At 38.7% G+C, this 26,966-nt stretch carries 28 protein-coding genes; 4 read left to right on the top strand and 24 right to left on the bottom strand.

Annotation, left to right across the window (positions count from 1 at the left end; all coding sequences use genetic code 11):
• Positions 1-22: 22 nt before the first annotated feature.
• Positions 23-790, bottom strand: a complete 768-nt coding sequence (locus tag COCH_RS10945; protein WP_015783118.1) for an alpha/beta fold hydrolase — start codon at positions 788-790, stop codon at positions 23-25.
• Positions 791-1,026: 236 nt separating this feature from the next.
• Positions 1,027-2,010 carry a hypothetical protein gene (locus COCH_RS10940; protein WP_015783117.1) on the bottom strand — a complete coding sequence of 328 codons (984 nt, stop codon included), beginning with the start codon at positions 2,008-2,010 and terminating at the stop codon, positions 1,027-1,029.
• Between the two features lie 71 nt (positions 2,011-2,081).
• Between COCH_RS10940 and COCH_RS10935 the strand changes: the two genes are divergently transcribed.
• Positions 2,082-2,831: an SAM-dependent methyltransferase gene (locus COCH_RS10935; protein ID WP_049756998.1), complete on the top strand. Its 750-nt coding sequence runs from the start codon at positions 2,082-2,084 to the stop codon at positions 2,829-2,831.
• Positions 2,832-2,898: 67 nt separating this feature from the next.
• Here the strand turns inward: COCH_RS10935 and COCH_RS10930 are convergent, their stop codons facing one another.
• From COCH_RS10930 to COCH_RS12560, 7 genes are all read right to left on the bottom strand, one after another.
• Positions 2,899-3,246 (bottom strand): hypothetical protein, encoded by a 348-nt coding sequence (locus COCH_RS10930; protein ID WP_009410361.1) that lies wholly within the window; start codon positions 3,244-3,246, stop codon positions 2,899-2,901.
• Positions 3,247-3,386: 140 nt separating this feature from the next.
• Positions 3,387-4,262 (bottom strand): CPBP family intramembrane glutamic endopeptidase, encoded by an 876-nt coding sequence (locus COCH_RS10925; protein WP_015783115.1) that lies wholly within the window; start codon positions 4,260-4,262, stop codon positions 3,387-3,389.
• A 4-nt stretch (positions 4,263-4,266) separates the two neighbouring features.
• Positions 4,267-6,339 carry an alpha-L-fucosidase gene (locus COCH_RS10920; protein ID WP_015783114.1) on the bottom strand — a complete coding sequence of 691 codons (2,073 nt, stop codon included), beginning with the start codon at positions 6,337-6,339 and terminating at the stop codon, positions 4,267-4,269.
• A gap of 220 nt (positions 6,340-6,559) precedes the next feature.
• Positions 6,560-7,837 (bottom strand): adenosylmethionine--8-amino-7-oxononanoate transaminase, encoded by a 1,278-nt coding sequence (gene bioA / locus COCH_RS10915; protein ID WP_015783113.1) that lies wholly within the window; start codon positions 7,835-7,837, stop codon positions 6,560-6,562.
• Positions 7,834-8,463 carry an endonuclease III domain-containing protein gene (locus tag COCH_RS10910; RefSeq protein ID WP_009421392.1) on the bottom strand — a complete coding sequence of 210 codons (630 nt, stop codon included), beginning with the start codon at positions 8,461-8,463 and terminating at the stop codon, positions 7,834-7,836. Before COCH_RS10910 ends, bioA begins: the two co-directional genes overlap by 4 nt.
• Positions 8,450-9,865: a 23S rRNA (uracil(1939)-C(5))-methyltransferase RlmD gene (gene rlmD, locus COCH_RS10905; RefSeq protein ID WP_015783112.1), complete on the bottom strand. Its 1,416-nt coding sequence runs from the start codon at positions 9,863-9,865 to the stop codon at positions 8,450-8,452. Before rlmD ends, COCH_RS10910 begins: the two co-directional genes overlap by 14 nt.
• 297 nt (positions 9,866-10,162) lie before the next feature.
• A complete protein-coding gene (locus tag COCH_RS12560; RefSeq protein WP_041546867.1) occupies positions 10,163-10,315 on the bottom strand; it encodes a hypothetical protein in 153 nt (50 codons plus the stop codon).
• Between the two features lie 378 nt (positions 10,316-10,693).
• Here COCH_RS12560 and recO point away from each other — a divergent pair, with 378 nt between their 5' ends.
• On the top strand, positions 10,694-11,410 hold the full coding sequence (gene recO, locus COCH_RS10895) for a DNA repair protein RecO (RefSeq protein WP_015783111.1): 717 nt from the start codon (positions 10,694-10,696) through the stop codon (positions 11,408-11,410).
• 192 nt (positions 11,411-11,602) lie between these two features.
• Here recO and lpdA read toward each other — a convergent pair whose 3' ends face one another.
• The 10 genes from lpdA to mutL all read right to left on the bottom strand — a co-directional run bounded on the left by lpdA (position 11,603) and on the right by mutL (position 21,892).
• Positions 11,603-13,000, bottom strand: coding sequence for a dihydrolipoyl dehydrogenase (lpdA, locus tag COCH_RS10890; protein WP_009417852.1), 1,398 nt, complete (start codon positions 12,998-13,000; stop codon positions 11,603-11,605).
• A 559-nt stretch (positions 13,001-13,559) separates the two neighbouring features.
• Positions 13,560-14,636: an AI-2E family transporter gene (locus COCH_RS10885; RefSeq protein ID WP_015783109.1), complete on the bottom strand. Its 1,077-nt coding sequence runs from the start codon at positions 14,634-14,636 to the stop codon at positions 13,560-13,562.
• The gene (locus COCH_RS10880; protein ID WP_015783108.1) at positions 14,633-15,430 is read right to left on the bottom strand and encodes a DNA-methyltransferase; all 798 of its coding nucleotides are present in this window, start codon (positions 15,428-15,430) and stop codon (positions 14,633-14,635) included. Before COCH_RS10880 ends, COCH_RS10885 begins: the two co-directional genes overlap by 4 nt.
• Positions 15,430-15,951 (bottom strand): PD-(D/E)XK nuclease superfamily protein, encoded by a 522-nt coding sequence (locus tag COCH_RS10875; protein ID WP_015783107.1) that lies wholly within the window; start codon positions 15,949-15,951, stop codon positions 15,430-15,432. The genes COCH_RS10880 and COCH_RS10875 overlap by 1 nt, the downstream gene beginning before the upstream one ends.
• Positions 15,948-16,871, bottom strand: a complete 924-nt coding sequence (locus COCH_RS10870) for a DNA adenine methylase (RefSeq protein WP_015783106.1) — start codon at positions 16,869-16,871, stop codon at positions 15,948-15,950. Before COCH_RS10870 ends, COCH_RS10875 begins: the two co-directional genes overlap by 4 nt.
• A gap of 11 nt (positions 16,872-16,882) precedes the next feature.
• Positions 16,883-17,950 (bottom strand): chorismate synthase, encoded by a 1,068-nt coding sequence (gene aroC, locus COCH_RS10865; protein ID WP_015783105.1) that lies wholly within the window; start codon positions 17,948-17,950, stop codon positions 16,883-16,885.
• Positions 17,950-18,342, bottom strand: coding sequence for a hypothetical protein (locus COCH_RS10860; RefSeq protein ID WP_002672562.1), 393 nt, complete (start codon positions 18,340-18,342; stop codon positions 17,950-17,952). Before COCH_RS10860 ends, aroC begins: the two co-directional genes overlap by 1 nt.
• Before the next feature lie 39 nt (positions 18,343-18,381).
• Positions 18,382-19,155 carry a DUF695 domain-containing protein gene (locus COCH_RS10855; RefSeq protein WP_015783104.1) on the bottom strand — a complete coding sequence of 258 codons (774 nt, stop codon included), beginning with the start codon at positions 19,153-19,155 and terminating at the stop codon, positions 18,382-18,384.
• Between the two features lie 41 nt (positions 19,156-19,196).
• Complete coding sequence (locus COCH_RS10850; RefSeq protein WP_015783103.1) at positions 19,197-19,973, bottom strand: rhomboid family intramembrane serine protease; 777 nt, start codon at positions 19,971-19,973, stop codon at positions 19,197-19,199.
• A gap of 80 nt (positions 19,974-20,053) precedes the next feature.
• Positions 20,054-21,892: a DNA mismatch repair endonuclease MutL gene (gene mutL, locus COCH_RS10845; protein WP_015783102.1), complete on the bottom strand. Its 1,839-nt coding sequence runs from the start codon at positions 21,890-21,892 to the stop codon at positions 20,054-20,056.
• Between the two features lie 411 nt (positions 21,893-22,303).
• Here mutL and COCH_RS10840 point away from each other — a divergent pair, with 411 nt between their 5' ends.
• Together COCH_RS10840 and COCH_RS10835 are read left to right on the top strand one after the other, a co-directional pair.
• Positions 22,304-23,782, top strand: a complete 1,479-nt coding sequence (locus tag COCH_RS10840) for a S41 family peptidase (protein WP_015783101.1) — start codon at positions 22,304-22,306, stop codon at positions 23,780-23,782.
• Positions 23,779-24,813, top strand: coding sequence for a ferredoxin--NADP reductase (locus COCH_RS10835; protein ID WP_015783100.1), 1,035 nt, complete (start codon positions 23,779-23,781; stop codon positions 24,811-24,813). Before COCH_RS10840 ends, COCH_RS10835 begins: the two co-directional genes overlap by 4 nt.
• 39 nt (positions 24,814-24,852) lie before the next feature.
• Here the strand turns inward: COCH_RS10835 and ftsY are convergent, their stop codons facing one another.
• The 5 genes from ftsY to COCH_RS12245 form a co-directional block, all read right to left on the bottom strand.
• On the bottom strand, positions 24,853-25,815 hold the full coding sequence (gene ftsY / locus COCH_RS10830; protein WP_015783099.1) for a signal recognition particle-docking protein FtsY: 963 nt from the start codon (positions 25,813-25,815) through the stop codon (positions 24,853-24,855).
• Between the two features lie 113 nt (positions 25,816-25,928).
• Complete coding sequence (locus COCH_RS11755; protein ID WP_002672546.1) at positions 25,929-26,081, bottom strand: DUF4295 domain-containing protein; 153 nt, start codon at positions 26,079-26,081, stop codon at positions 25,929-25,931.
• Between the two features lie 10 nt (positions 26,082-26,091).
• On the bottom strand, positions 26,092-26,274 hold the full coding sequence (gene rpmG / locus COCH_RS10825) for a 50S ribosomal protein L33 (RefSeq protein ID WP_002672545.1): 183 nt from the start codon (positions 26,272-26,274) through the stop codon (positions 26,092-26,094).
• A 17-nt stretch (positions 26,275-26,291) separates the two neighbouring features.
• On the bottom strand, positions 26,292-26,528 hold the full coding sequence (rpmB, locus tag COCH_RS10820) for a 50S ribosomal protein L28 (protein ID WP_002672544.1): 237 nt from the start codon (positions 26,526-26,528) through the stop codon (positions 26,292-26,294).
• A gap of 257 nt (positions 26,529-26,785) precedes the next feature.
• Positions 26,786-26,965, bottom strand: coding sequence for a hypothetical protein (locus COCH_RS12245; protein WP_015783098.1), 180 nt, complete (start codon positions 26,963-26,965; stop codon positions 26,786-26,788).
• Position 26,966: the final 1 nt, after the last annotated feature.

Raw genomic sequence — 26,966 nt, 5'->3', positions numbered from 1 at the left:
AATTTGAGAAAAAGGGTTAAGATTAGGGTTGTGCCATAAAATTGCGCAAGGCTTCTATGGTCTCGGCTTCGTTCTCAATATATACTAAATGTCCGCCTGAAAGCAAGGTATAGCTTGCACCTGCTTTTTGGGCTAATGCTATCAAACTATCAGAAGGGATAAGAGCGTCTTTTTTACCCATAATGATATGCTTTTTAGCGGTTAGTTGTTCGAATAGTTCTGTGCGGTCGGGGCGTTGTTTCATTCCTAAGGAAGCTGCTTTGATACCTTCGTTAGGGGTGCGCATTGCTATATCGATTAGTTTGTTGAGCGCCGGTTTCATCAGCGTTTTGTTTTCATCGCTAAATAGGTTTATAACGGCAGTGCGCACGAAGAGTTCTTTCTCTTTATCGATTACTTTCAGCACTCGGTCTCTATTTACTTTTTTCTCTGGAGAATCGGGTAGGGTAGTGGAGTTTAACAATACTATTCCTTCTACTTTTTTGAGGAATAATTCAGCAAAAGCTAAGGCTACATAACCTCCCATTGAGTGCCCCACGATGGTGCAATGTTCTATTTCTTCTTTTAGTAAGATATCGTTTACTTGGCTTGCCATCATTTCCATTGTGTGTACTGGGGCGATAGTGGGGCTCTGCCCGTGCCCTAAAAGGTCGATGGATAGTGTGAAATATTCGGTAGAGAGAGCTTTACTGATAGGTTGCCATATAGTATGGTCTTCTAAAAAGCCGTGAAGGAAGACAACTGTCTTATTCTTTCTTTTTCCTTCTTTTTGATAAAAAGACTGTTTCATTGTGATAATTAGTTTGTTAGGTGCTTTTTTGGGTTTGTTTTGCCGTTTTTGTAAGAGCTTGATAGTTAAGGGATAGATATAGAAAGCTTATAGGAAGCTTATACGAATCTTGGACGATAGTTATAGAAAAGCTATACGAATGATATAAGGTAGTAATCCCTATTCTAATTTCGTTTTATATAAGATATATTTCGTTTTCAGAGATAAAGTGCTTTTTAGAGCTGTTTAATAGGGGGTTATTCTATTGGAAAAGAGGTGTTTAGTAATCGTTCTTTACTCAGTACGACGCCTCCTTCGTCAGCTCCTTGTCCGCCTGCGTAGTTTACCCAATTAACGGTTTTCCAATGAGGGGCAACAGTAACGATGCGGGTAGAGCCAAAAGCCATATAGTAAGTAGTTTTAATGCCTTCGTGGCGGACGTCCATACCAGCTTGTATGCCTACTTTGGCGTTGGGGGTACTTGGGTCGAGACGTACCTCTACTTGCATATACACGCCTTCGACTTTGCTGGGGGTGAACTCTCCCACAGGTTTCATAAGTTTAGAACCAAAGTGGTTTACTAATATTTTGGCATCATACCATTTGCCGTCGTATTTTCCTGATTTGGCAATAGGGATAGTGGAATAGTTTTTTTCTTGTATTACTTTAATCTTCCCATTGCCTGCTTCTGTTACGATATCTTTATAATATGTAGCCGCCCACGTGATAGGGGCTTGGTCGGTAATATCAGTTTCAGGAAAATGGACTCTCCGCCATACATTTTCACCTTTGTAAAGCACGTAGAAGCGAAAGTTTTTTACATTTATCAAAGCGTTAGGGTTCTGATTGTTCTTTTCAGAAAATAGCACCCCCCAAAGGTTGTACAATTCAAAATATCGGTTTTCGTTAGGGTACTTGCAATAGCCTTTTTTGCCATAAAGCCCCCAATAACAACTTTTATAAATGATTTTGTCGTGATTAAGAGACGCAAAATTTAAAGCAGCCCCGATGGATATGTTACCTCCTTTTTCGAATAATCTGTTGGAAGTATTACTATAACCATTGAAAATGAAGGGAGTGTTGTCACTAAAATTTGTGTCGTGCCCTGCTTCGGTATTGCGCATAGCTTGTTGTAGCATTTGTTGGGAATGCTCAGAAAGGTTATTGCTGTTGCTGTCTTTATTACAGCTTATCAGTGTAATAACCGAGAAAATGATACTATAAGAGAGAATGTTTTTCATTTGTTGTGATTATAGATTGTTGAGATATACGCGACAAAGGTACAAATAATTAATCATTTAATACTATAAGTATGATGAAAAAAATATACCTTTGCAATCTGTTAGTAATGTTGATACAAACAACGATGGGAAATATTTATTTAATACCGAACTTATTAGGGGGTGTAGCTCTTGATGTATTGCCAGCACAGGTGGCAAATGTAGTGCAATCACTTACTTATTTTGTAGTAGAAAACGAAAAGTCGGCAAGGAAGTTTATCAAGCTCATTACTCCGGACAAGGTGCAAGCAGATTTAAAAATAGTTGTGATAGATAAGCACCATCAGGATACTGACTATCAGAGTTTTTTAACCCCTTGTATGGAAGGACACTCGATAGGGATTATCTCGGAGGCAGGTTGCCCAGGGATAGCCGACCCAGGAGCTGATATTGTGCGGGTGGCTCACCAAAAAGGACTGAAAGTGATTCCGCTGGTAGGACCTTCTTCGTTGTTACTGGCAATGATGGCGAGTGGACTTAATGGGCAGAATTTTGCTTTTAACGGATATCTCCCTATTGATAAACAAGAGCGAAAGAAGGCACTTAAAACCTTAGAGCGCAAAGCACGAGAAGGACAGTCGCAACTATTTATAGAAACGCCTTACCGCAATAAGCAAATGCTTACTGACTTGATAGAGACATTACAGGCTAATACTCTTTTATGCGTGGCTTGTGATATTACGCTTCCTACTGAAGAAATTAAAACACTCCCTGTGCATCGTTGGAAGAAAACGAATATTGATGTGCAGAAGAGACCTACTATTTTTATTATAGGGAGCTGAAATGATATGTAACTTTATAGAAAAAGGCTATCTGAGAAGAATCTCAGATAGCCTTTTTTGTAAATTCTTATTGTACTGGCATTGAAGAAACAGCTGCCGCTGTTGCAAAAACAGTAGCTAAAAGAATAAGGATAACAAGCCCAATTAAAGAGAGCACAAGCCCTGCAATGGCTAATCCTTTAGGAGTTTTAGTAACACCTATACCTGAAAGGACAAGTCCTAAAAGCCAGATAATCCACCCTAAAACAGGAACCCAACCTAAGAATACAGCTATTAAAGCTAATACGAAACCAGCAGTGCCTATTCCGTTGCTCTTAGAGGAGTTTTGGATAATGATGGTTGGGTTGTTTTCTTTAGCAGTTTGCTGTTCTTGAGAAACAGATTGCTCTTGTGTTGAAGTTGTATTTTCTTCCATAAAAAACTGAAAATTAAAATTACTCCCTACTCTGTTAAAGGCTTTTCGGGGTGTCGCCTTTTGCTATTTAAAATCGGTTGCAAAGATATGAAATATTATGATATGAAGGAAATTATTTTAACAAAAAATTAAGTTTTCTTTTATAACAAGTGTTTTTTCCACTCTTTCCAATGGTATTTCTTGGCGTAGATATACAATAAAAGAGGGAAGCAGAGCAATAGAGGAGCCCATACACTGAAGCCTAAAGAGGGTTCTGAGACATCACGCAAGACGGAAGGAACTTGGAAAACTGTCCAGTCGGAAGTTACTAAAAGAGCTGTAAAAAGGTTGTTGGCGGTGTGAAACCCTAAAGCTAACTCTAAGCCATCGTCCATTAAGGTAGTGATACCTAAGAACAAACCTGTACCTATGTAATAGATAAGCAAGCTGTATCCTAATTTTTCTACCTCGGGGTTGGCAATGTGCATTAGTCCGAAGGTGATAGAGGTAAAAAGCAAAGGAAACCACGCATTACGCATAGCAAGTCCTAAGCCTTGCATTAGGTAGCCTCGAAAGAATATTTCTTCAAAAGCGGTTTGCAGAGGAATGAACAGCACTACTATCACGAGTAGTTTTAAGAAAGGTATCCACTGAAAATTCCAAATATAATCATCGGGGTTAAAAAATAAGTAGTCGATACAAGTTATGCCTATGGTTACGCCTCCCCACAATAAGAAAGCAAACCAAAAACGCTTCCAACTGATACGGGGTCGCGCCGTGATAAGTGCTACCAAAGGCTGGCGATGTATGAACTTCACCCATAGTAACAATAACCCTAAGAAGATAGCAAAGATAACTAAGTTCTCAAACAAGAATTGTAATTCTCCTTTTTGGGCAATTTCCGACTGTATAAGTGTAGTAGTATCAAAAAACTGTGCTACTAAAAAGTTCAACCCTGTAAAGGCAAAGAACAGGGTTGGAACTATAATATAAAGCCACTTAGGGCTCTGTGATAATCTTCCGTTTTTAAGATACATAGCTTTATTGTGTAATGATTCCTATTTCGGCATACGATACTCTATTGGTATCATCTACAGTTTTGGTAGCGGTAAGCTTGATATAACGGGCTTTCTCGGCAGGGAAGGTAATGCGTTGTTCAATAGGATTGTTCTTGATATTGCCAAATTCTCCCTCACTTAGCTTCTTCCAATGAACATTATCAGCGCTCACTTCAAAAATGTAATGACTGATAGTGCCTTCAGCCCAGCGGTCTTGTGAAGGCAAATAGGTAAATCCTTTTAGGTTTAACAGCTCTCCTAAATCAATAGTAATGGCAGTCGGTGTATTGCCCTTTTCTTGAGCAAACCACGTATTAGGTTTCTCATCAATTACTTTCTGGATATCAGAGGAAGCAGAAGATAACACTTTCCACTTTGCTTTGGGGATATCCAATGCGTAAGAAGCTACTTCACTGTACAATTGCTGCTTGCGGTCATAGGCTACAAATTTTAAAGAAGTAGGCTGAGTAACGGGGAAAGGAGCTGTATAACGCAACGACTGTTCAGTAGGCTGACTGCCGTCTAAAGTATAATAAATTTCAGTTTCAGTATCAGCGGGAGTGAGGGTTACTAGACCATTCTTATCACGAGAAAGCTGAGGAGTTACCAATAACACAGGTGCATTGTATAACCCTATATTGCTAATCAATGGCGAACCTTTAGCTTCTAAAACTGTGAAACGTACCTTAGTAGCTGTTACTGATGGGAAGCGTAGTAATCGCTTGTAGCCAATAGTTGTTTGTTCATCTATAGTTTCCCATTTGCCATCTTTTTGGTATTCTAATTTAAACTTCTTTACACGTTGCCCCAATGGGATATACTCTTGTGCCATAAAACGGTTGAAGGTAGTAGGCTTGGTAAAGTTTAGTTCTATAGAAGCTTCTGTTACTCCTTCGTCGGTTGTCCAATAGGTATTTTTATCACTATCGGTAGTTTTTTCAGCTTTAAATTGCTTGTTATTTTTACGAATATTAGAAGCCGTTACAGAGGCATCAGTTACGAGGTTACGTGCAAAATCTGCTTCTATAACTTTTTTGAGTTCCATAAGTCTCTTGATGTCATTTTCGTGTACTAAGCCACGTCTATCCACGGGAAGATTCAGTAATAAGTTGTAACCGCGACCTACTGAAGCGTAGTATATGTCTACCATTTTTTCTAATGGACGCACTTGGTGGTCTTCTCGTGCGTGGTAATACCAACCTGGGCGAATAGATACATCAGCTTCGGCAGGAATCCAATTTACGCCATTTTCATCACCTTCACCCAAATGATGTAAGTGGTCTTTTCCTTGTAGAGAAGGGTTAGAGGTAAAAGGATTCCAGTTAGTACGAGTACCAAAGCCTTTTTCATTACCTATCCAGCGAATATCCGGACCTTCATCACCAAAGATAGTAGCATTAGGCTGCAATTCGCGTACTATGGCAAATGTTTTATCCCACTGATAATAAGTATGAGCATCAATAGTACGAGTTTCGTTAGCTCCACCGTAATAACCTGAACCACCGTTGGCACCGTCAAACCATACTTCAAATATTTCACCGTAATTGGTAAGTAATTCTCGTAGTTGGTTATGGAAATAGGTAACGTAGGCTTCTCTACCATACTCAGCGTGGTTTCTATCCCAAGGTGATAAATATACTCCAAATTTAAGTCCTGCTTTGTGGCAGGCTTCTGAAAGCTCTTTTATAACATCGCCTTTGCCGTTTTTCCAAGGTGAGTTTTTTACAGAATGCTCGGTGTACTTTGATGGCCATAAGCAGAAACCATCGTGGTGCTTAGCCGTGATAATAACACCTTTCATACCAGCGTCTTTAATCACTTTCACCCACTGATTTACATCTAATTCGGTAGGGTTGAATAAAACAGGGTCTTCGCCACCTGTGCCCCATTCCATATCGGTAAAGGTGTTCATATTAAAGTGGATAAAAGCATAATATTCCATCTCGTGCCACGGCAACTGACGTGCGGAAGGAATAGCTCCCACTGACTTGGGGGCTTCAATACTTTTGCAAGCCACCATAAATAAAGCGGTGACTAATAAGATTAATTTTTTCATTGTGTACAGTATTTAAACTTCTTTGTTATAAAGTTTTCATAAGTGGTGCAAAGATATAGAATATTTTTTTACTATCAAAATAAAATTCTAAAGATTGTACCTTGTATTAATATCTCAATAAAATTATTTTAACTTTTCTCTTGTGTTACTATGTGTTACTAAATAAAAAAGAGGCTATTCTCTTATGAAAATAGTCTCTTAAATGTTTTTTTCTTTCCTCTTACTGATTAGAGAACTTTTGTATCGCTTCTTCTAAAACATCGTACACTCGGTCTAATTGAGCATCTGTAATGATGTAAGGGGGCAAAATGTAGATAATATTTCCCACCGGACGCAGTATTACGCCCTCTGAGATAAAGAAGTTGTACAGTTTATCCCTGAATGAGCCGTAGTAGTCAGTATTTTGAGAGGTTTTGAGGTCGAATGCCAAAATAACACCTAAGGTACGTGCATTCTCTACCGATGGATATTTCGCAATACGGGCTAAAAACTCCTGATGACGGCGTGCAATGCGTTTTAAGTTGGCTTGCATTTCGTCACTTTCCAATATGCGAATAGCTTCTAAGGCAATCGCACAGCCCGTGGGGTTTGCCGTAAAGGTATGTCCGTGGAAAAGAGCTTTGTTCACGTCTTCACTGTAAAAACCGTCGAATATCTCTTGGGTAGCAGTAGTTACTGCAAGCGGAATCGTTCCTCCTGTAAGAGCTTTCGATAAGCACATAATATCGGGTTTATGAGTGAGATAGTCCGAAGCAAAAGTGCGCCCTGTACGCCCGAAGCCTGTCATTACCTCGTCGGCAATGGTAATCACACCATTTTCTTGTGCGATATGAATCAGCTTGTCTAAGGCATCAGGTTCATAGATTTGCATTCCTGAGGCTCCTTGTACTAAGGCTTCAAATATAAAGGCGGCAGGGTGATGTTCGGCAATCACTTCTTTTAGTTTTTTAGCAGCTGCATCGCTTCCTTTTTTGGGTAACGGTATGCGCACTACTTTCAACAAGTGTTCTTTAAAAGCATCAGCAAAGAATGAAATACCCGAAGCTGCCATAGCGGCAAAGGTATCTCCGTGAAATGCATCTTCAAAAGCAACTACCGTAAAGCGTTTCTCGCCTTTATTGAAAAAGTACTGTAAAGCCATCTTGATACCTACTTCTACTGCTGTCGAACCGTTGTCCGAGAAGAATACTTTCTGTTGGTTTTTAGGCAGGATACTGATGAGCTTTTCAGCAAGCTCTACCGCAGGTCGGTGTGTAAAGCCACCAAAGAGTACGTGCTCTAACTGGGTGAGTTGTTTGTAGGCAGCTTGGGCTAATCGCTCGTTGCTATGCCCATAGGGGTTCACCCACCAACTGGCAATGGCATCTATGTATTCTTTGCCGTCCTCGTCCCAAAGGAGAGCATCTTTTCCTTTCACGATTCCGATAGGTTTGGCAGCCGTTTGATGTTGGGTATACGGGTGCCACAAATGTTTTTCGTCTCGCTGTTGTAAATTCATTTTTTCGATTGTATAATGGTTTTGGTTATAATATCTTTTTCCATATTCCAGCCTCTCGCCGGACTGTATTCGCGCCCGTACAAGATGATTTGCACGTGCAGTTTGTTCCATTTTTCTTTGGGGAAGAGTCGTTTGGCATCTTTCTCTGTTTGCACTACCGAGCTACCGTCGGAAAGTTTCCAGCGGTGCATCAGTCGGTGTATATGGGTATCAACGGGGAAGGTCGGAATGCCAAAGGCTTGTGCAAGAACAACGCTGGCAGTTTTATGTCCTACTGAGGGGAGAGCCTCTAAAGCCTCAAAGGTTTGAGGAACTTCGCCGTTGTATTTGTCTATGAGTATTTGGGAAAGCCCGTGAATACCTTTAGATTTCATAGGGGCAAGCCCTAAGGGTTTGATAATCTCCTGTATTTCGTCTACCGAAAGTAGTACCATATCATACGGATTGTCCGCTTTGCTAAATAGAATAGGCGTGATTTGGTTCACCCGTGCATCGGTAGTTTGTGCCGATAAGAGTACGGCTATCAGTAGCGTATAAGGGTCTTTGTGTTGTAGGGGTATAGTAATTTCAGGATAGATACTTTCCAGTGTATCAATGATAAAGTTTACTTTTTCAGCTTTTTTCATTTCTCTTCTCTAATAATACAACATTCTCTACGTGGTAGGTTTGTGGAAACATATCCACGGGCTGAACTTTGGTTACTTTATAAGTTACATCAAGCAAGGAAAGGTCTCGCGCTTGCGTTGCACTATTGCAACTTACATATACTATCTTTTTGGGGGCTATTTGAAGAATTTTAGCTACTACATCTTTGTGCATACCGTCGCGAGGAGGGTCGGTGATAATCACATCAGGGGTGCCGTTTTCTTCTATAAAAGTGTCGTTGAAAATGTTTTTCATATCTCCCACGTAAAAAGTAACATTCTCAATACCATTGGCAAAAGCATTGTCTTTGGCATCTGCTATAGCCTCTGGTACAGCTTCTACCCCTATCACTTTTTTCGCTTTTTTGGCTACAAATTGCGCAATAGTGCCCGTCCCTGTATAAAGGTCGTACACTAATTCATCGCCCTTTAAATCGGCAAAGTTACGAGCTACTTGGTACAGCTTGTACGCTTGTGCCGAGTTAGTTTGGTAAAACGACTTGGCATTGATTTTAAATCGCAACCCTTCCATTTCCTCATAAATACAGTCAGTACCTTTATAGCAAATAAGTTCTTGGTCATAAATAGCATCGTTGCCTTTGCTATTGATACAGTATTGCAAAGAGGTAATCATCGGGAATGTCTCTGCAATATGGTCAAGGAGCAGTGTAATTTTAGGGTCGTTGCGGAAGAACTGTATCACTACCATTATTTGCCCAATGGAGCTAATGCGTATCATCATAGTACGCAATAAGCCTGTTTGTTGTCTCGGACTGTAAAAAGGCATTTCGTTCGCCAAGGCAAAACGCTTTACCTCCAAGCGTATCGCGTTAGAAGGGTCGGCTTGCAAGTAACATTTGTCTATGTCCAAAATCTTGTCCCAAGCTCCTGCTATGTGAAAACCTAAGGCATTCCGATTGTCTATTTCGTCGGCTTTCTTAATTTCATCGGGAGTAAGCCAGCGCATATCCGAAAAAGAAAACTCCATTTTGTTGCGGTAGTAATAAGTCTCGTCAGAGCCTATGATAGGCATCACAGCAGGAATTTCTATCCTACCTAACCGTACTAAGTTGTTTTCTACTTCTTTCTGCTTGTAAAATAGCTGACTTTGGTAGTTCATATCTTGCCATTTGCAACCGCCACAATAGCCAAAGTGAGAACATACGGGCGTTACTCGTTGTTCTGATAGTTGGTGATATTTAGTTACAAAACCTTCATAATAAGCCGATTTCTTCTTGGTGGTCTGCACATCTACTACATCACCAGGAATAGCGTTACTTATAAATATCACACGTCCGTCAGGGGCTTTAGCAATGCTTTTGCCTTTGGCTCCTGCATCAATCACGGTTACATTTTCAATGGTTATATGCTTATTTTTGCTCATTATGGGTGCAAAGGTACAAAATAATTGCGAATTACAAATGCTTTCATTATATTCAAACTTCCTCCAAGATTCTCCAATATTCCCACTAACCTACTAATTTCCTAATTATTCCTTCTTCTTTCCGTCATACTTCCCCCTATTGCCTATGGCCTGATGCCTAGTGCCTTTTCTCTTTCTTTCGCCTCGTAACCCCGTTTTTAACATTTTTGATGTTGTCGTATTATGATGTGAATCAATCATTTATATACCCTTTCTATACCAATCGTCCAAGATTCGTATAAGCTTCCTATAAGCTCTCTATAAGCTAACTGTACCCTCCTTACACCCTTTTTTCATCAAAAATCCTTCCAACTCACTTTTTATATTTTTCGTTTTCCTCCGATAACTCAGACCAGTCCAATTTGTCCGACAAGTCAGACCCGTCAAAAAACCTTTTTTATCACTACCCATTTGCTAATTTCCTAATTCTCTAATTTTCTATTGCCCGTCGTGCTACGACCTTTGCCAAAGTTAATGTTCCAAAAAGTTACTTCACAAGGCACAGCCTCATTCCTCTAACTCAAGCTCGTACCCCATTTACTAATTCTCTAATTTTCTAATTTTCTCATTCTCTAATTTTCTCATTCTCTAATTTTCTCATTCTCTAATTTTCTCATTCTCTAATTTTCTCATTCTCTCATTTTCTCATTCTCTCATTTTCTCATTCTCTCATTTTCTCATTCTCTCATTTTCTCATTGGTATTATTGGCGTTACCTTTCATTTATATCATCAATTACGTCCTATTGAAGTCTTTTTTGTATTTTTGCAACGCTATTTATAGAAGAAATATGTACGATAAAGTCCGAGCCATAGTTATTTCAAGTCTCAAATACAGCGATAACAGTCTTATAGTGAAGTGCTTCACTCAAACGATGGGTACTCGTAGCTATTTGTTACAAGGCGTTTTAGCACAGAAGAAAGGGAACTTAAAAACAGCCCTTTTTCAGCCTTTTATGCTGTTAGAACTGGTGGCTACCCATAAAAATAACGGTACGTTAGGACGTGTAAAGGAAGCTAAGATAGCCGTCCCTTATTACTCGTTACATACTGATATGTACAAGAGTGCTGTAAGTATGTTTCTTTCTGAAGTATGTGCTTTTGTTTGCACATCTGAAGCTCCCGATGAAGAAATGTTTTTGTTTTTAGAACAGAAGCTCCTTTTTTTTGATAGAAACGACTTCTCTGCCAATTTTCACTTAAAGTTTCTGCTTGATATCACTCGCTATCTTGGCTTTTACCCCGATACCACTCACGAGCATTTGCCCTCCTTTTCGTTGGAAGACGGTATTTTCACTACTACCGATGAAAGCAAATACACCATTGCAGGCACTACCTTGTTGCTATTCAAAACCCTCCTACACACCGATTATCCTCAGTTATCAACCGTTAAAAGCAATAAGAACGAGCGCAATGCATTGCTTTTTCAACTGCTTAAATACTACGAATGGCACTTCCCCAGTTTTAGACAAATAAAATCATTAGAGGTGCTACAAACGCTCTTTTAGCACTATTTTAACATAATACAATGCTGTTTTTTACTCCCACACTTAGCTAAAGTTTTAAACTTAGCCAAAGTTAATCATAACTAACAGTCTGTTAGATTTCTTATCTCAAATTTCCACTAATAAAAAAAACTCCAAGTAAAATCTTTTTTACTTGGAGTTTCTTGCGTTTATGAATTTATTGGAACAAAAATATTAAATGTCGATAGCTTCACCATAAGCAGCTGCTACTGCTTCTTTTACACCTTCGCTCATTGTAGGGTGTGGGTGTACCGCTTTGATGATTTCGTGTCCTGTAGTTTCCAATTTACGAGCTACTACCGCTTCAGCAATCATATCAGTAACGCCGGCGCCAATCATATGGCAACCTAACCATTCGCCATATTTAGCATCAAAGATTACTTTTATGAAGCCTTCAGTAGTACCCGCTGCATTTGCTTTTCCTGAGGCAGTGAATGGGAACTTACCTACTTTTATTTCATAGCCTTTTTCTTTAGCTTGTTTTTCGGTCAGACCTACTGAAGCAATTTCAGGAGTGCAGTAAGTACAACCAGGAATATTACCATAGTTAAGTGGTTCTACGTGCATTCCTTTAATCTTTTCAACGCAAATAATACCTTCTGCTGAAGCTACGTGTGCTAAGGCTTGACCAGGAACTACGTCACCAATAGCGTAATAACCAGGAACATTAGTTTGGTAGAATTCATTCACGAGGATTTTATCGCGTTCAGTTTTGATACCTACCGCTTCCAAACCGATATTTTCAATATTTGTTTTGATACCTACGGCTGAAAGCAAGATATCAGCTTCTAAAACTTCTTCGCCTTTGGCTGTTTTTACAAATGCTTTTACACCTTTGCCAGAAGTATCTACTTTGGTTACCTCAGCCGAAGTCATAATATTGATACCTGATTTTGTAAGGCTCTTTTCTAATTGTTTAGAGATATCCTCATCTTCCACAGGAACAATATTAGGCATAAACTCTACAATGGTTACTTCAGTACCCATAGCGTTATAGAAGTAAGCAAACTCAATACCGATAGCCCCACTACCTACTACAATCATTTTCTTAGGTTGCTCAGGGAGCGTAAGTGCTTGGCGGTAACCGATAATTTTCTTGCCGTCTTGAGGTAAAGCAGGCAACTCGCGTGAACGTGCTCCAGTAGCAATAATAATGTGGTCAGCACTGTATTCAGTTACTTTGCCATCTTTATCTTTTACGTCTACTTTCTTGCCAGCTTTTAGGGTACCATAGCCCATTATCACATCTATTTTGTTCTTTTTCATCAAGAACTGCACCCCTTTGCTCATTGTAGCAGCTACCTCGCGGCTACGTTTGATAACCGCATAAAAATCTTTGTCAAAAGACTCTTTTTTTACGGTGATACCATAGTTCTCAGCGTGCTTTAGGTATTCAAACACTTGCGCTGATTTTAACAAAGCTTTCGTAGGAATACAACCCCAGTTCAAACAAATACCACCGAGGTTTTCTTTTTCAATAACAGCGGTTTTAAACCCTAATTGAGAAGCGCGAATGGCAGTAACATACCCACCAGGACCACTTCCTAATACAATAACGTCGTATTTACTCATTTCTTTTAAAATTTATCAAGTTTGATATTAGGCTACAAAGTTACGAATAATATTTTGAATAAAAGCTACTTTAATCACTTTTTTATTTATATATAATTTTATATGTTTGAATAATAGCTATTTAAATCCTGATTGTCCGAAGTAAATCTCATTTACTTTATTGAAGTCTAAAAATCATAAAAACTCTAAAATCATTGCGTTTTTTTCAAAGTTTTATTACCTTAAAAAAGCAATTAGTATTTAGTTTTCTAAGATTATAACTTTGTCTTAGCTTCAGTTTAGCTTCGTCATTTGTTCGTCATTTGTTCGTCATTTGTTCGTCTTTTCTTCGTTCATTGTTCGTCTTTTCATTACCTGCCCGTGCGGCTCGCACCGTCATTTGTTCGTTCATTGTTTGTCTCATTTTTCCGTTACTACCCTCCCTCTCCTTGGGAGAAGTCTCCGAATAGGAGAGTATGTGGCTGGGGTGAGGATATTTTGTTCGTTCATTCTTTTCCTAAAAATCGGAGTTTTTCACCATTTGTCTAATTCAAAACGAAGAGAGCAAGAGGGTTCATAGCTATATGTTTTTTGCGAGAAGTTCTACAACCTTGTTGTTCGGGAAAAACTCTTTTAATACTACTTTCAGTACCGTATAGGCGGGAATAGCCACTACCATTCCTGTTATCCCGAAAAGCGTACCACTGATAAGGGTAATGAGGAAAATCTCTAAGGCAGTAGATTTTACTGAATTAGAGAAAATAAGCGGTTGAGAAAAGAAATTATCAATAAACTGACCTATTATGAACCCTATCAACACATAGATAGTAGTAGGCAGACTTACCGTCATAAAATCGTTTTGTAGGTTGCTACTCATTGTAAGCAAAGCCATTAATATAAAACCTATCATTGGGCCTATATAAGGAATAAGGTTCAGTAAAGCGCATAAAAGGGCTATGATAAACGCATTTTCTACCCCGAAAATAAGCAATACTATGGTGTAAATTATAAAAAGAATGGTAAGCTGTAGCATTAATCCTACAAAATAACGCGACAATAGGTTGTTTATTTTGAAAATAGAGGTTTTAAGTTTGCGTTTACGTTTAGGAGAGAAAATAGAAAGCAATGCGATAAGTATTCTGTCACCGTCTTTCATAAAGAAGAAGGTAATAAAAAGTACCGAGAAGAATCCTACCCCAAAACTACTGATAAACGAGATAAAAGAGTTTAAGAAGTTAGGAATATCGATAAAATTCAACATCTCTTGTACTCCAAAAGAGTAATCTTCTCTCTGAAGTCCCACCTTGCTAAGAGTTTGGTGGAGAAGGGCGTCAAGATTGTCCTTCAGCAAGTCTATATTAAGACTTGATAGGTTCTTACCTTGCGAAATAAGCAAAGGGATAAATAAACTGAATACCCCAAGGCTCAATATCACGAACAATAACATTGTAAGAACCACACATAAGGTTCGGTTTTTTATTTTCAGTTTTTTGTAAAAAAACTGTATAAGTGGTTTGCCCATCAGTGTCAGTACCAGCGATACAATAAGGTAAATTATAATAGATTGTAGCAAGTAAAGGGTGTAGAGCCCTAACACTACCAAAACAATAATTCCTACGGCACGCAATATACCATTTGCTATTTCTTTTGAGTTCATAAACGGTTTTTATATTTTACAAATATCTCTTTATTTTCTATTTCTAATTTTCTAAGTTTACTCAGTTCTAAAAAGTCTTGTTCTTTATCAATTCCTACAAACTTCCTACCTAACAAATTAGCTGCAATACCTGTAGTAGAGCTACCTGTAAAAGGGTCTAATATCCAAGCATTAGGTTTGGTAGAAGCTAAAATAAGCCTTGTAAGTACTGACAAGGGTTTTTGAGTAGGGTGTTTGCCACACGTTTTTTCCCAAGGAGCAATAGCGGGGAAACGCCATACATCTTTCATTTGCTTATTACCATTGAGTTCTTTCATTAGTTTGTAATTGAAGTAATGAGGCGTTTTTTCTTCTTTTCTTGCCCAAATGATTTGCTCTGTAGAATGAGTAAAGTACCTACAAGAGAAGTTAGGAGGAGGATTAGTTTTCTCCCAAGTAATAATATTAAGTATTTTAAAGCCTAATTCAGTAAGTATTTGTCCTATTGAAAAGATGTTATGCATTGTACCACTAATCCAAATAGTAGCATCTTCTTTCATCACTTCGCGTACTAAAGTAAGCCATTGTCTATTAAAATCATTTACAAAAACTATTCCTTTTGATTTATCCCAATCTCCTTTATTAACGCTTACAATCTCGCCATTATTTACAGTAAGTCCTCCGTTTGATAGAAAATAAGGAGGATCTGCAAAGACCATATCAAATTTGTGATGAAACTGTGGTAACAGTTCCATCGTATCTCCGTGAAGGAGGTAGAAAGATTTATCTTGGGATTTGAAATAGAGGTTAAGCATTATTCAGGGACAGGCAAACCTAATTTTATTAATGGAATATACTCAAAGAAATAATAACAATGTACACTATGAATATAGTCTAAAACATCTTTGTATTCAGGCTTCCTAAACCAATCACTTAATAGATAAATGTATTCTACTTCTATATTTGCTTTTGATAAAAGTTTTTGATATTGTTTCCTTTTAAAATCACAAGTTTGTAATTTTTCATCTACTGAACCTGCTACTTGTTGAAATTTGCATTCAATTATGAATAATGTATTTGCTATAATTACAAATATACTATCATCGGGCAGTAATCTTTTAGAAATTAATTGTTTCCAATCAATATTTAACTCTTTTAGGAAATCATAGAAACCGTATTTTTTAAAAATTCGTCCGACAAGTTCACCTTTATAGAGAACTTTATTTTCTTTTACTTCATAACCTTTTTGAGAGTTTAGAAATTCTGCTAAATCAGTTTTACCTTCAAAAGCTAAACCAGTTTTTGTATTTCCTCCTCCTTTTCCTCCATAAATCATATAGTCAAAAAATTATTAGTATAGTTGTTAATTAATAATTCATTTAGTATCCCTCGTTTTTTAGGGTTAGCATTGATACTTCTTTTGGCTAATACGCGTTTTATTTCAAAGTTAGCATATAGTTCATCAAAGAAATGATTGTTTTCGTCTTTTCCTTTTACATCTGAATTGCTTAGTATCCAATAGTGATTCAAGTTATTGAGTTTATAACAAAAGTCTCTTAAACGAATTTGTTCGCTATCGTCAAAACTGTCCTTTGCATACGCATTGAAGTTTGAGGTTTCACTCAAAGGTTTATAGGGAGGGTCGAAATAAAATAAAGTATTTTCTTTGGTATAATGAATAGTTTGCTCAAAGTCTCCACAAATAATTTCTACCTTTTGCAAAGCCTTGCTTACTGCTAAAATATTCTCTTTATCACAAATCATAGGACGCTTGTAGCTACCTATAGGTACATTAAACTCATTTTTACTGTTTACTCGATACAGACCATTAAAACAAGTGCGATTTAAGAATATAAATAGAGCTGATTGCATTACCTTTTCTTCACATTTGCTATTGAATAAAGCTCTTTTTTGGTAATAGTATGCCTTTTTAGCCTCTTGTTGCTCTTCCAAAGCGTGATATTCTATTTGCAGACTATTAAGAATAGCAATTAGCTGTTCAGGATTTTCAGCAATGGCTCTATAAGTATCTATCAATTCTTTGTTAATATCATTGATAACTGCTTTTTTCATATTAGGAAACTCACTGAGCAACCAAAATAACACAGCACCACTCCCTACAAAAGGTTCTATGTAGGTAAAATTCTCATTATGAACAAAAATAGGTAAATTATTTTTGATTTGTTCTATGAGCTGTGTTTTACCTCCTGCCCATTTTAAGAAAGGTTTTGCTATGTGATTTGTGTTTTTTCTCATTCCTAATATATTTATTTATTAGTGTTTTGACGACTAATTAGCCAAAAATCTAATAATACGAGGGCAACCATAGCCTCGACAATAGGTACTGCACGAGGTACTACACAAGGGTCGTGTCTGCCTTTACCTTGCATTGTTACGATGTTGCCGTGTGTATCGAGTGCGGGTTGCTCTTGCATAAGAGTAGCTACGGGCTTGAAAGCTACTCTAAAATAAATATCCATACCGTTGCTGATACCGCCTTGTATCCCGCCTGAATAGTTGGTTTGGGTAGTGCCATCAGGGTTAAAAAGGTCGTTGTGCTGGCTACCGCGCATTGCAGTACCTGCAAAACCACTGCCGTATTCAAAGCCTTTAACCGCATTGATAGAGAGCATCGCTTTGCCAAGCTGTGCGTGGAGCTTATCGAATACAGGTTCACCTAAACCTACGGGTACTCCTTTTACTACACAACTTACTACCCCGCCTACTGTGTCACCCTCCTTACGAATGGCTTTGATGTAGGCTTCCATTTGTTCCGCTAAGGTAGGTTCGGGACAGCGTACGGTATTTGTTTCGGCTATTGCCAAGTTGAGTTCGGTATAGGGTTTGGTAAGGGTAAGCTCACCTACACTTGATACATAAGCGGTAATTTGTACACCTTTCAGTATCTGTTTGGCGATAGCTCCTGCTACTACCCGACAAGCTGTTTCACGCGCTGATGAGCGACCGCCTCCACGATAGTCACGTATACCGTATTTCTGTTGATATACATAATCGGCGTGGCTGGGGCGGTATACTTCGGCTATATGGCTATAATCCGCTGAATGCTGATTTTCATTTTCAATAATAAAGCCAATGGGTGTACCCGTAGTTTTGCCTTCTAAAATTCCTGAGAGAAAGCGTACCTTGTCGCCCTCTTTACGTTGCGTAACAATCGCTGACTGCCCTGGTTTTCGACGGTCGAGTTCGTGCTGTATGGCTTCAAAATCTAAGGTTATATTAGGTGGACAGCCGTCTATAATTCCTCCTAAGGCTTCGCCGTGCGATTCACCAAAGGTGGTGAGCCTAAAGAGTGTACCTATACTATTTCCAGCCATTATAATTCTTTCATTTTGGTTACTAAGGTCTCCATAAACTTGCTGATAGGTGTCTTTACCATCATTGCCATTACGGGGTTGAAGTTGCCTTCGAAGAGTAGTTGTACCTCACTCTCATTGTTCGATACTTCGGTAATATTGGCAGTAAGCTGAAAAGGAATCTTACCTTTTGCTTCACCTAATACCAACTGACTGCTAGGGGTACTACTTTTCTTTTCTAAAGAAATTTCAGGCATTCCTTTTAAAGCAAACACAAAAGACTGCTCGCTGAGCATTTGGAACTTACTAATATTATCAGGCATCAGTCGTTCAAAATTAGCTACATTTTCTAAAAGTGCAAAGAGGTCTTTAGCACTTTTTTCTACAATTGTTTTTTTACTTTCTAAGTTCAAAATAATGATTAATGTTTAATGATAAATGGTTAATTATTTTTACTTAACTAAGACTGTTTCCCAGCCGTCGTATTCGCCGTGAGTATCGAGAGCGAGGTCTATCAAGTCCCACGTATCGGGGTCGATGTTGTCTACACTATTTGCTTTACTGAGGATAAGGCGGTAACCTAAATCTTCATTAGGGTCTTCACCCTCTTCGGGCTCTATTTTACCTCTGTTATATACTGAAAAACCTAAGGTTTCAGCTTTTGCAATAGCACTATTCATATCCTTTTCAGTTTGGAAATACAACCAGTGTTCAATAGGGCGCTCTTGGTCGGTGTGGTCGCCTGCTTCTTCACAATGTTCTTGCAAATTACTATTGTGAATGCTTTGCATTTCGTAGATATTAGGGAAAAGAAACTCAAAGTAAATCTTCCAATCAGTATCGTCAGTAGTTTTGATTTGAGTGCTGTAATCAGGGTGTTTGGTTACTACTGATTGCAAGCGTTTTTCTAAATCAGAAGTATTTTCGGTATAAAAATACCACGTGATAGTGCCTTGATAAGTGACAATACCCGCTAAGATATCACTTTCATTAAGCAAAGGCATTACTTCTTCATCTTCTATCGTATAGAGGAAGTCACGTTCTCGGTTATTTGAAAAACCGTTTTCATCAGGTTCTTTTAGCTCAAAAGTAAGGCGTACGCTTTGAGGGTATTGGGTGATAGGAGCAATTTCCTCTAATCCTAAATTGAGGCGGAATACAGCGGGGTTATCTTCTAATCTGCCGATATAGACAGTCCAGTTTTCTGGAATTTGAATATTTTGCATATCATTTGTTATTAAAAAATAGGATTCTACTTAAAGGCTCTTTACAATCTTCTGTCCCATCTATTCTTATCAAAGTTGTGCTTTTTCCAGTACAACATAATTAGGAAGCCTATGAGAGCCCCTCCTACGTGTGCAAAATGAGCGATATTACCACCGAAAATAGTAATTCCTCCTACAAATCCCATTATTAAGTCTAAGGCTACGAGTAAAGGGATAAAATAACGAGCCGCTATAGGGTAGGGGATAAAGAACAACATCAGTTTGGCATCGGGGAAGAACATTCCAAAAGCTACTAATATACCATAAATAGCACCTGAAGCACCTACGGTAGTAGATCTAAGTACATCATACATACTTTGGAAGGTGCTGTGATTGATGATATTGCCCCAATTAGGATTGTATTTACCTTCTGCAATAATTTCTAAAACTTCATTAGCAGGCACACCAGCTTCCGCTAAAGCATTGACAGCTTGATGTACATAGTAGTAATTTACTCCCGTATGAAGTAAGGCTGCTCCTACGCCACAAGAGAAATAGAAGAATAGAAACTTATTGCGCCCCCATATGTTTTCTAAAGGTGTCCCGAAAGCCCATAAGGCGTACATATTAAAGAGCAGGTGTGTGAAATCAGCGTGCATAAACATATAGCTGATATATTGCCACCAGTGAAAAGAAGGAGTTTCAAAATGGTGTAAGGCAAAAGTACCGACTATATTTATTTGAGGTAAAAATAGTCCTTTTTCATTCAATGCGGTAAGTATTAATACTATCGTATTGATAATAATCAGATGTAGTACTGTTTTAGATATTCTGTCCATTTTAGTCTTTAGTTATTAGTTGTTAGAGATTGGTTAATTAGCAATGTTCATAATGCTTATATTGTCTATCCAACTCGCATTTAAAATAGGTTTTCTATTTCATTTACTGAAAGGTTGTAATAAATTCGCTTTCCAAAAGGCGAAATTAATACTTCTTGACAACTAAACAAATTATTTATCAAAGTTTCTTGTTCTTCCTCACTGAGTACTTGTCCGGTTTTTACAGCTAAGCTCTTGCATAAAGCTTTAGCAAAGGCTTCTTTCTGAGTGTTTTCGGTAGAGGGTAATGCCTCGATATGCTGTTGCAAGAGTTCGTTGAAAATATTAGGAATCTCACTATCGGTAAGGTGCAGAGGAATCCCACTTACTACAATCTTGTCGGTTTCTATGGTAAACATAAAGCCACTGCACTCAAAGAGCTCGCGCAGTTGTGCAACCACTTCCAACTCGTGTGGTGCAAAAGGCAGTTCGTAGGGGAACATCAGTTGCTGACTTGCACTATGTGTGGATTGCAGATGCTTCATAAAATCTTCGAACAAGATACGTTGGTGCGCTCTGTTGATATTGATGATGATAAGCCCTCCTTCCAAAGTAGTTATGAGGTATTTCTTTGCCAAAGCAATAATTTTCTTACCTTGGCTTCGTGTAGGTTCGGTTTCAAAGAGAGAACTCACGATAGTTTCAGGGTTTGAAGTATTAATAGAAGATTCAATGCCCGTGTACAAACTCTCCCACGTAGGAGCTTTTTTGCTGTAAGAGCCGAAATTACTATGGCTATCGCTTCCACTGCTTCGGCTTACATATTCTTCTTTAAATGGGTTGAAATTGGGGTCTACTTCTATCTTAGGAAACTCTGGGGTTTTATCCTTGTAGTTATAAGGAATATCGAAAGTAGGGTCTTTGCTAAAATCGAGGATAGGGGAGATGTTAAACTGACCCAAACTGTGTTTTACTGCCGACTTCAGTAGGGCATAAATACTATGCTCTTCTTCAAACTTAATTTCGGTTTTCGTAGGGTGAATATTGATGTCGATAGTTGTGGGGTCTACTTCCAAACTGATGAAATACTCCGCCTTCTGGTCGGTGTGGATAAGACCTTCGTAAGCCGAAGCAATTGCGTGGTTGAGGTATTGATTTTTCACAAACCTATGATTGACCATCAAAAACTGCAAGTTTTTAGTCTTTGCTAAATACTCAGGTTTCACGATAAATCCGCTGATTTGCACCAAAGGTGTATCTTCGGCAATGATAGGCACTAACTTTTCATTGGTTTTGCTTCCAAAAAGATGTACAATGCGTTGGCGGAAATTGGTAGCTGGCAGGTTGAACAGCTCGTTGCCATTGTTGTACAAAAAGAAATGAATTGCAGGGTGTGCCAAAGCAACACGGTGAAACTCATCGAGTATATGGCGGAATTCCACTGTATCCGATTTTAGAAAGTTGCGACGCGCTGGAATGTTGAAAAAGAGGTTCTTCATCGCAATACTCGTACCGGTAGGGCATACGCAGGGCTCTTGGCGCGTAATCTTACTGCCTTCGATGTGTATTTCGGTACCCAACTCGTCCTCTGGGCGCTTGGTTTGCATCTCTACGTGCGCAATTGCCACTATGGAGGCAAGGGCTTCCCCGCGGAAACCTTTAGTTTGCAAATGGAAAAGGTCTTCAGCTTTTTGTATTTTGGAGGTGGCGTGACGCTCGAAAGCCATACGCGCATCGGTAGTACTCATTCCCACGCCGTTGTCAATCACCTGCACGAGGGTCTTGCCTGCGTCTTTGATGAGCAGTTTTATTTCGGTAGCACCGGCATCGATAGCATTCTCCATCAGCTCTTTGACTGCTGAGGCGGGACGCTGAATCACTTCGCCAGCGGCTATCTGGTTGGCTACGTGATCGGGGAGTAATTTTATAATATCTGACATTTTATTTAGGTAAAAGATAAAAGGTAAAAGGTAAAGTGCGAGGTCGTAGCACGACAGGCACGTGCGAGCCGCACGGGCAGTCGTAGCACGACAGGCAGATAATGAAAAGACGAACAATGAACGAACAAATGACGAACAAATGACGAACAAATGACGAACAAATGACGAACAAATGACGGTACGAGCCGCACGGGCAAATGAACGAATGACGAACGATGAACGAACAATAAGTGTATGAAAACCGAAGGAATCTTCTATTTTAGTTGAAAAAAAGAGCTACTTTTTATGCTGTAAAACAGAAAATTTTGTTTTTCACACTTCACGTATCGGTATTTAGTTTTACTTCTTATCTGGTACAAAATTTGTGCAAATATAAAAAAAGTATTACTTTTGTGGAAAATTATTTTCAATATGAAACACTTGTTTATCTCTATATTCATAGCTATCAGCTTGTTATCTTGTGCTAAAGAACCTGTTACTAATGGCAATGAGGTGTCTTTTACGGGCTCTGACTATACCGGTAACGATACCGATTTGCGCGTACGCGATTTTATTTGGAAGGGGCTTAACACGTATTATTTGTGGCAAGCCGATGTGCCTAATTTGCAAAATAACCGTTTTGGTAGTTTGGCTGATACCAAAGCAGATAAAAATAAGAGTTATACTCAATTCTTAAAGAGTTTTAGCAATCCTAAAGTCCTTTTCTATAAAGGGTTACTTAATAGATATGAAGAAATAGACCGCTTTAGTTATATAACAGATGATTACACTCAGCTTGAAAATCAATTCAAGGGGATTACTGCCAGTGTGGGTATAAACTACGCTTTTGGTTTTGTAGACGAAACAAAAACTAGAGTTTATACTGTAGTGCGTTATGTAGTGCCTAAATCGGAGGCAGAACAACAAGGTTTGCAACGGGGGGATTTGATAACCACTATCAACGGGCAATTACTTAACCGTTCTAATTATTTTCAACTGTTGCAAAATACGGCTGTCATTTCGTTTTCAACCTTTAGAATTGTAAATGGCAAAGCAACTCCTACAGGGAAAACCTATACTTTAAATCAAAACCAAACCCCTGAAAACCCTGTACTTATTCATAAAGTATTCAACAAGGGAGGTAAAAAAATAGCTTACCTGATGTACAATGCTTTTACAGCTGATTTTGATGAGGCACTGAACGATGCTTTTGCGGAGTTTAAAGCAGAGGGGGTTACTGACTTAATACTCGATTTGCGTTACAATGGTGGGGGAAGCGTTAATTCGGCTACTTACTTAGCATCGATGATTACAGGTCAGTTTAACGGACAGGTGTTTGCGGTAGAAAAATGGAATAGCAAGTTGCAACCTTTTAGAGGGAATGAAAGAGAGTATTTTACGTCTAATATGGTAAAAGGCAGTCGGCAGGTGGCTATCAATAGTCTGCGACTTAACAAAGTGTATGTAATTACTTCGGACGGGACAGCTTCAGCCAGTGAATTGGTTATCAATGGTCTTAAAGCCTACATAGATGTAGTGCAGATAGGTGAAACCACAATGGGTAAGAACCAAGGATCGGTGACTGTTTACGACTTTACCGATAAGCAGCGAAAAGTTAAAAACCCTAAGCACAAATGGGCGATGCAACCTTTGGTGATGAAGATAGAAAATGCTAAAGGCATAGGCGATTACGTAAATGGCTTAGAACCTAATGTCCAGATTAGTGAGATTGTAAATGATTTGGGGGTATTAGGCGACGAAACTGAACCCCTTTTGGCTCGCACCTTACAAGAGATTACAGGGAATGTTGCCGGGAGAGCTTCGCGATCAGCGTCGAAAGAAACTTTTTACTTTGAGAAGCTTGGTACTTCTACCTCTGGCTATTTTGGCTTGAATGAAATGTACAAATGAATCGATTTTACGAACTAACTATATCTAAAATCACACAACTTACTACTTCATCGGTAATGATTACCTTTGAAGTACCTGAGTTATTGAAGAAAGTATTTCACTTCGAAGCTGGCGAATACCTTACTCTCCAACAAACGATTGGCGGAGAAAAGGTGCGTCGTGCTTATTCTATTTGCTCTGGAGTGAACGAAGGTGAACTGAGCGTAGCCGTAAAGCGCGTGCTTAATGGTGTGTTCTCTACCTATGCGACGACCCAACTCAAAGCAGGTGATGTATTAGAAGTGATGCCGCCTAAGGGTTCTTTCGTATTCTTCTACGACATCTTTGGCAATCGCGATATTATGCTCTTCTCGGCAGGAAGTGGCGTAACCCCTATGATGAGCATTGCTAAAACAGCCTTGTCTAAAACGAATATCAAGGTAGTATTTGTCTATGGCAATAAGTCTAAAGAGGAAGCTTTGTTTTTTGATGAAATAGAAGCCCTCCGCATTCAGTACCCCGAACGCTTTTTAGTCCACTACGCTTTCAGTCAGCAGCCTTGGGGCGACCACTATACGGGGCGCATCAACGATAGGATAGTAAACGAGATTTTTGCCAAATACAAAGATCTTAACTGGGGGCGTTACTATGCTTGTGGTCCTACGGAATTGGTGAAAAACCTCCGTGAGATACTCTTGTTAAGAGGGATAGACAAAGACCGCATTTTTACAGAGCTTTTTGAGGCATCGCCAGCTGAGATAGATTACAGCACCCTACAAGGCAATGTTGCCATTACTCTTGAACTTAACGGACAGACACACAGCTTTGAGAGTGCGCGCAACCAAACACTTCTCAGTTCGGCACTCTTACGTGGCTACGATGCACCTTACTCTTGCCTGAACGGCGTGTGTAGTAGCTGTATCGGTAGGGTAGAGGAGGGAGAAGCCAAAATGGCTAAGAATGAAACCCTCAGCGAAGAAGAAGTATCCCAAGGTTATATTCTCACCTGCCAAGCTTATGCGATGACCGATACAATAAAGGTTCGCTTTTAGTACAATGTTAATTAATTACTCATTTTAGTTTTGAAGTTGTTATTCTTTAAAGAAAGAATCTACGAACTCATATTTGTTAAAAATTTGTAAGTCGTCTATACCTTCTCCTACTCCTATGTATTTTACAGGAATCTGAAATTGGTCAGAGATGCCTATTACCACACCTCCCTTGGCAGTACCGTCCAATTTAGTAACAGCCAAAGCGGTTACTTCAGTGGCTTTGGTAAATTCTTTAGCTTGCTCAAAGGCATTTTGTCCAGTAGAACCATCGAGTACTAACAGCACTTCGTGAGGTGCATCAGGAATGACTTTCTGCATCACGCGCTTGATTTTAGAAAGCTCGTTCATTAGATTGATTTTATTGTGCAAGCGTCCTGCTGTATCAATAATTACTACATCAGCATTTTGTTTTACCGCCGAACTAAGGGTATCATAGGCTACCGAAGCAGGATCGCTACCTAACTGCTGTTTAATCATTGGCACTCCGGTACGGTCTGCCCACACTTGTAGTTGGTCAATCGCAGCGGCGCGGAAAGTATCAGCAGCACCTAATACTACTTTCAAACCTTTTTTAGTAAACTGACTTGCTAGCTTGCCAATAGTAGTGGTCTTTCCAGCTCCGTTTACCCCTACTACCATCATCACATAAGGTTTTTTTTCAGAAGGTAAAGTAAAGTCTGTTGCTTCTCCTGTATGAGTTTCTGATAGAAGTCCTGCTATTTCTTCACGAAGGATAGTATTCAGTTCAGAAGTATTTAAGTACTTGTCTTTAGCCACACGAGTCTCTATACGGTCAATGATTTTAAGAGTAGTATTCACTCCTACATCACTGGCAATAAGCACTTCTTCAAGGTCATCAAGCACCTCTTCATCTACTTTCGATTTCCCAACGAGAGCCTTTCCTAAGCGATCAAAGAAGCTGTTTTTAGATTTCTCTAAGCCTTTATCTAAGGTTTCTTTCTTTTCTTTTGAAAAGATATTTTTCAGAAATTGCAATGCCATAGCTTATTGTATATTTTAGGATATGAGTGCAAAGGTAGTAAAAAAGTTTATATATGCAAAAAAGCCGTCTCACGACAGCTTTTTTAAATATGATAAAAATAGAGAAAATTTAATTATTTCTTCTTCAAAAATTCATCAACGAGCTCAGGAGCCATTACGCTTTCTACGAAAGTATAAGCACCTGTTTTAGGTGATTTCACCATTTTGATAGCTTTAGTATGCTTCTTAGATTTACCTTGTAGGGTTGCTACTGTTTTCTTTGCCATAACGTTTTAATTATTTAATTTCTTTATGAACAGTTACTTTCTTGAGGATAGGGTTGAACTTCTTAAGCTCTAATCTATCTGGGGTATTTTTTTTGTTTTTGGTAGTGATGTAACGTGAAGTTCCTGGTAAACCAGACTCTTTGTGCTCAGTGCACTCCAAAATAACCTGAATTCTATTTCCTTTTTTAGCCATTTTAGTATTCTTTTAAATTAGTTAATATATCCGTTACGTTCTACTTCTTTAAGCACTGCATAGATACCTTTCTTGTCGATAGTTTTAATTGCAGTTGCCGATACTTTTAGGGTAATCCAACGATTCTCTTCTGGAATGAAGAAACGTTTTGTACGGAGGTTTACATTGAATTTACGTTTAGTTTTGTTCATTGCGTGTGACACGTTATTGCCCACCAATGCTTTTTTGCCTGTTAAGTCACAAACTCTTGCCATTTTTTTCTCTATTTATTAATGTGTTATTTATATTCAGGGCGCAAAGGTATAACTATTTTTTGAAACGGCAAAACTTTTTTCTCTTTTTTCAGATTATTTTTGTGTATACTAATTTATTATATACTGTATTCCAGTCGTTTAATTAATTTGAAATTATTATTTAAATATCTGAAAACTACTGTTTTTCACACATAAAACAACCCCATCTTCATATACCCTTCGCCGTTGCAGTATGAATTCTACTAATAACCTTCTTCTTATTTCCACCTTAGATTTATCTTTTCTTCGTTCATTGTTCGTCTTTTGTTCGTCTTTTGTTCGTCTTTTGTTCGTCTTTTGTTCGTCTTTTCATTATCTGCCTGTCGTGCTACGACTGCCTGTGTGGCTCGCACCGTCTTTTGTTCGTCTTTCCTATAAGCTTCTCCTAAATTAATCATT

Origin of the sequence: Capnocytophaga ochracea DSM 7271 (assembly GCF_000023285.1) — a bacterium.
Taxonomy (GTDB): domain Bacteria; phylum Bacteroidota; class Bacteroidia; order Flavobacteriales; family Flavobacteriaceae; genus Capnocytophaga; species Capnocytophaga ochracea.
Note: the sequence above shows the minus strand (reverse complement) of the source record. Positions and strands in the feature narration are given on the sequence as shown.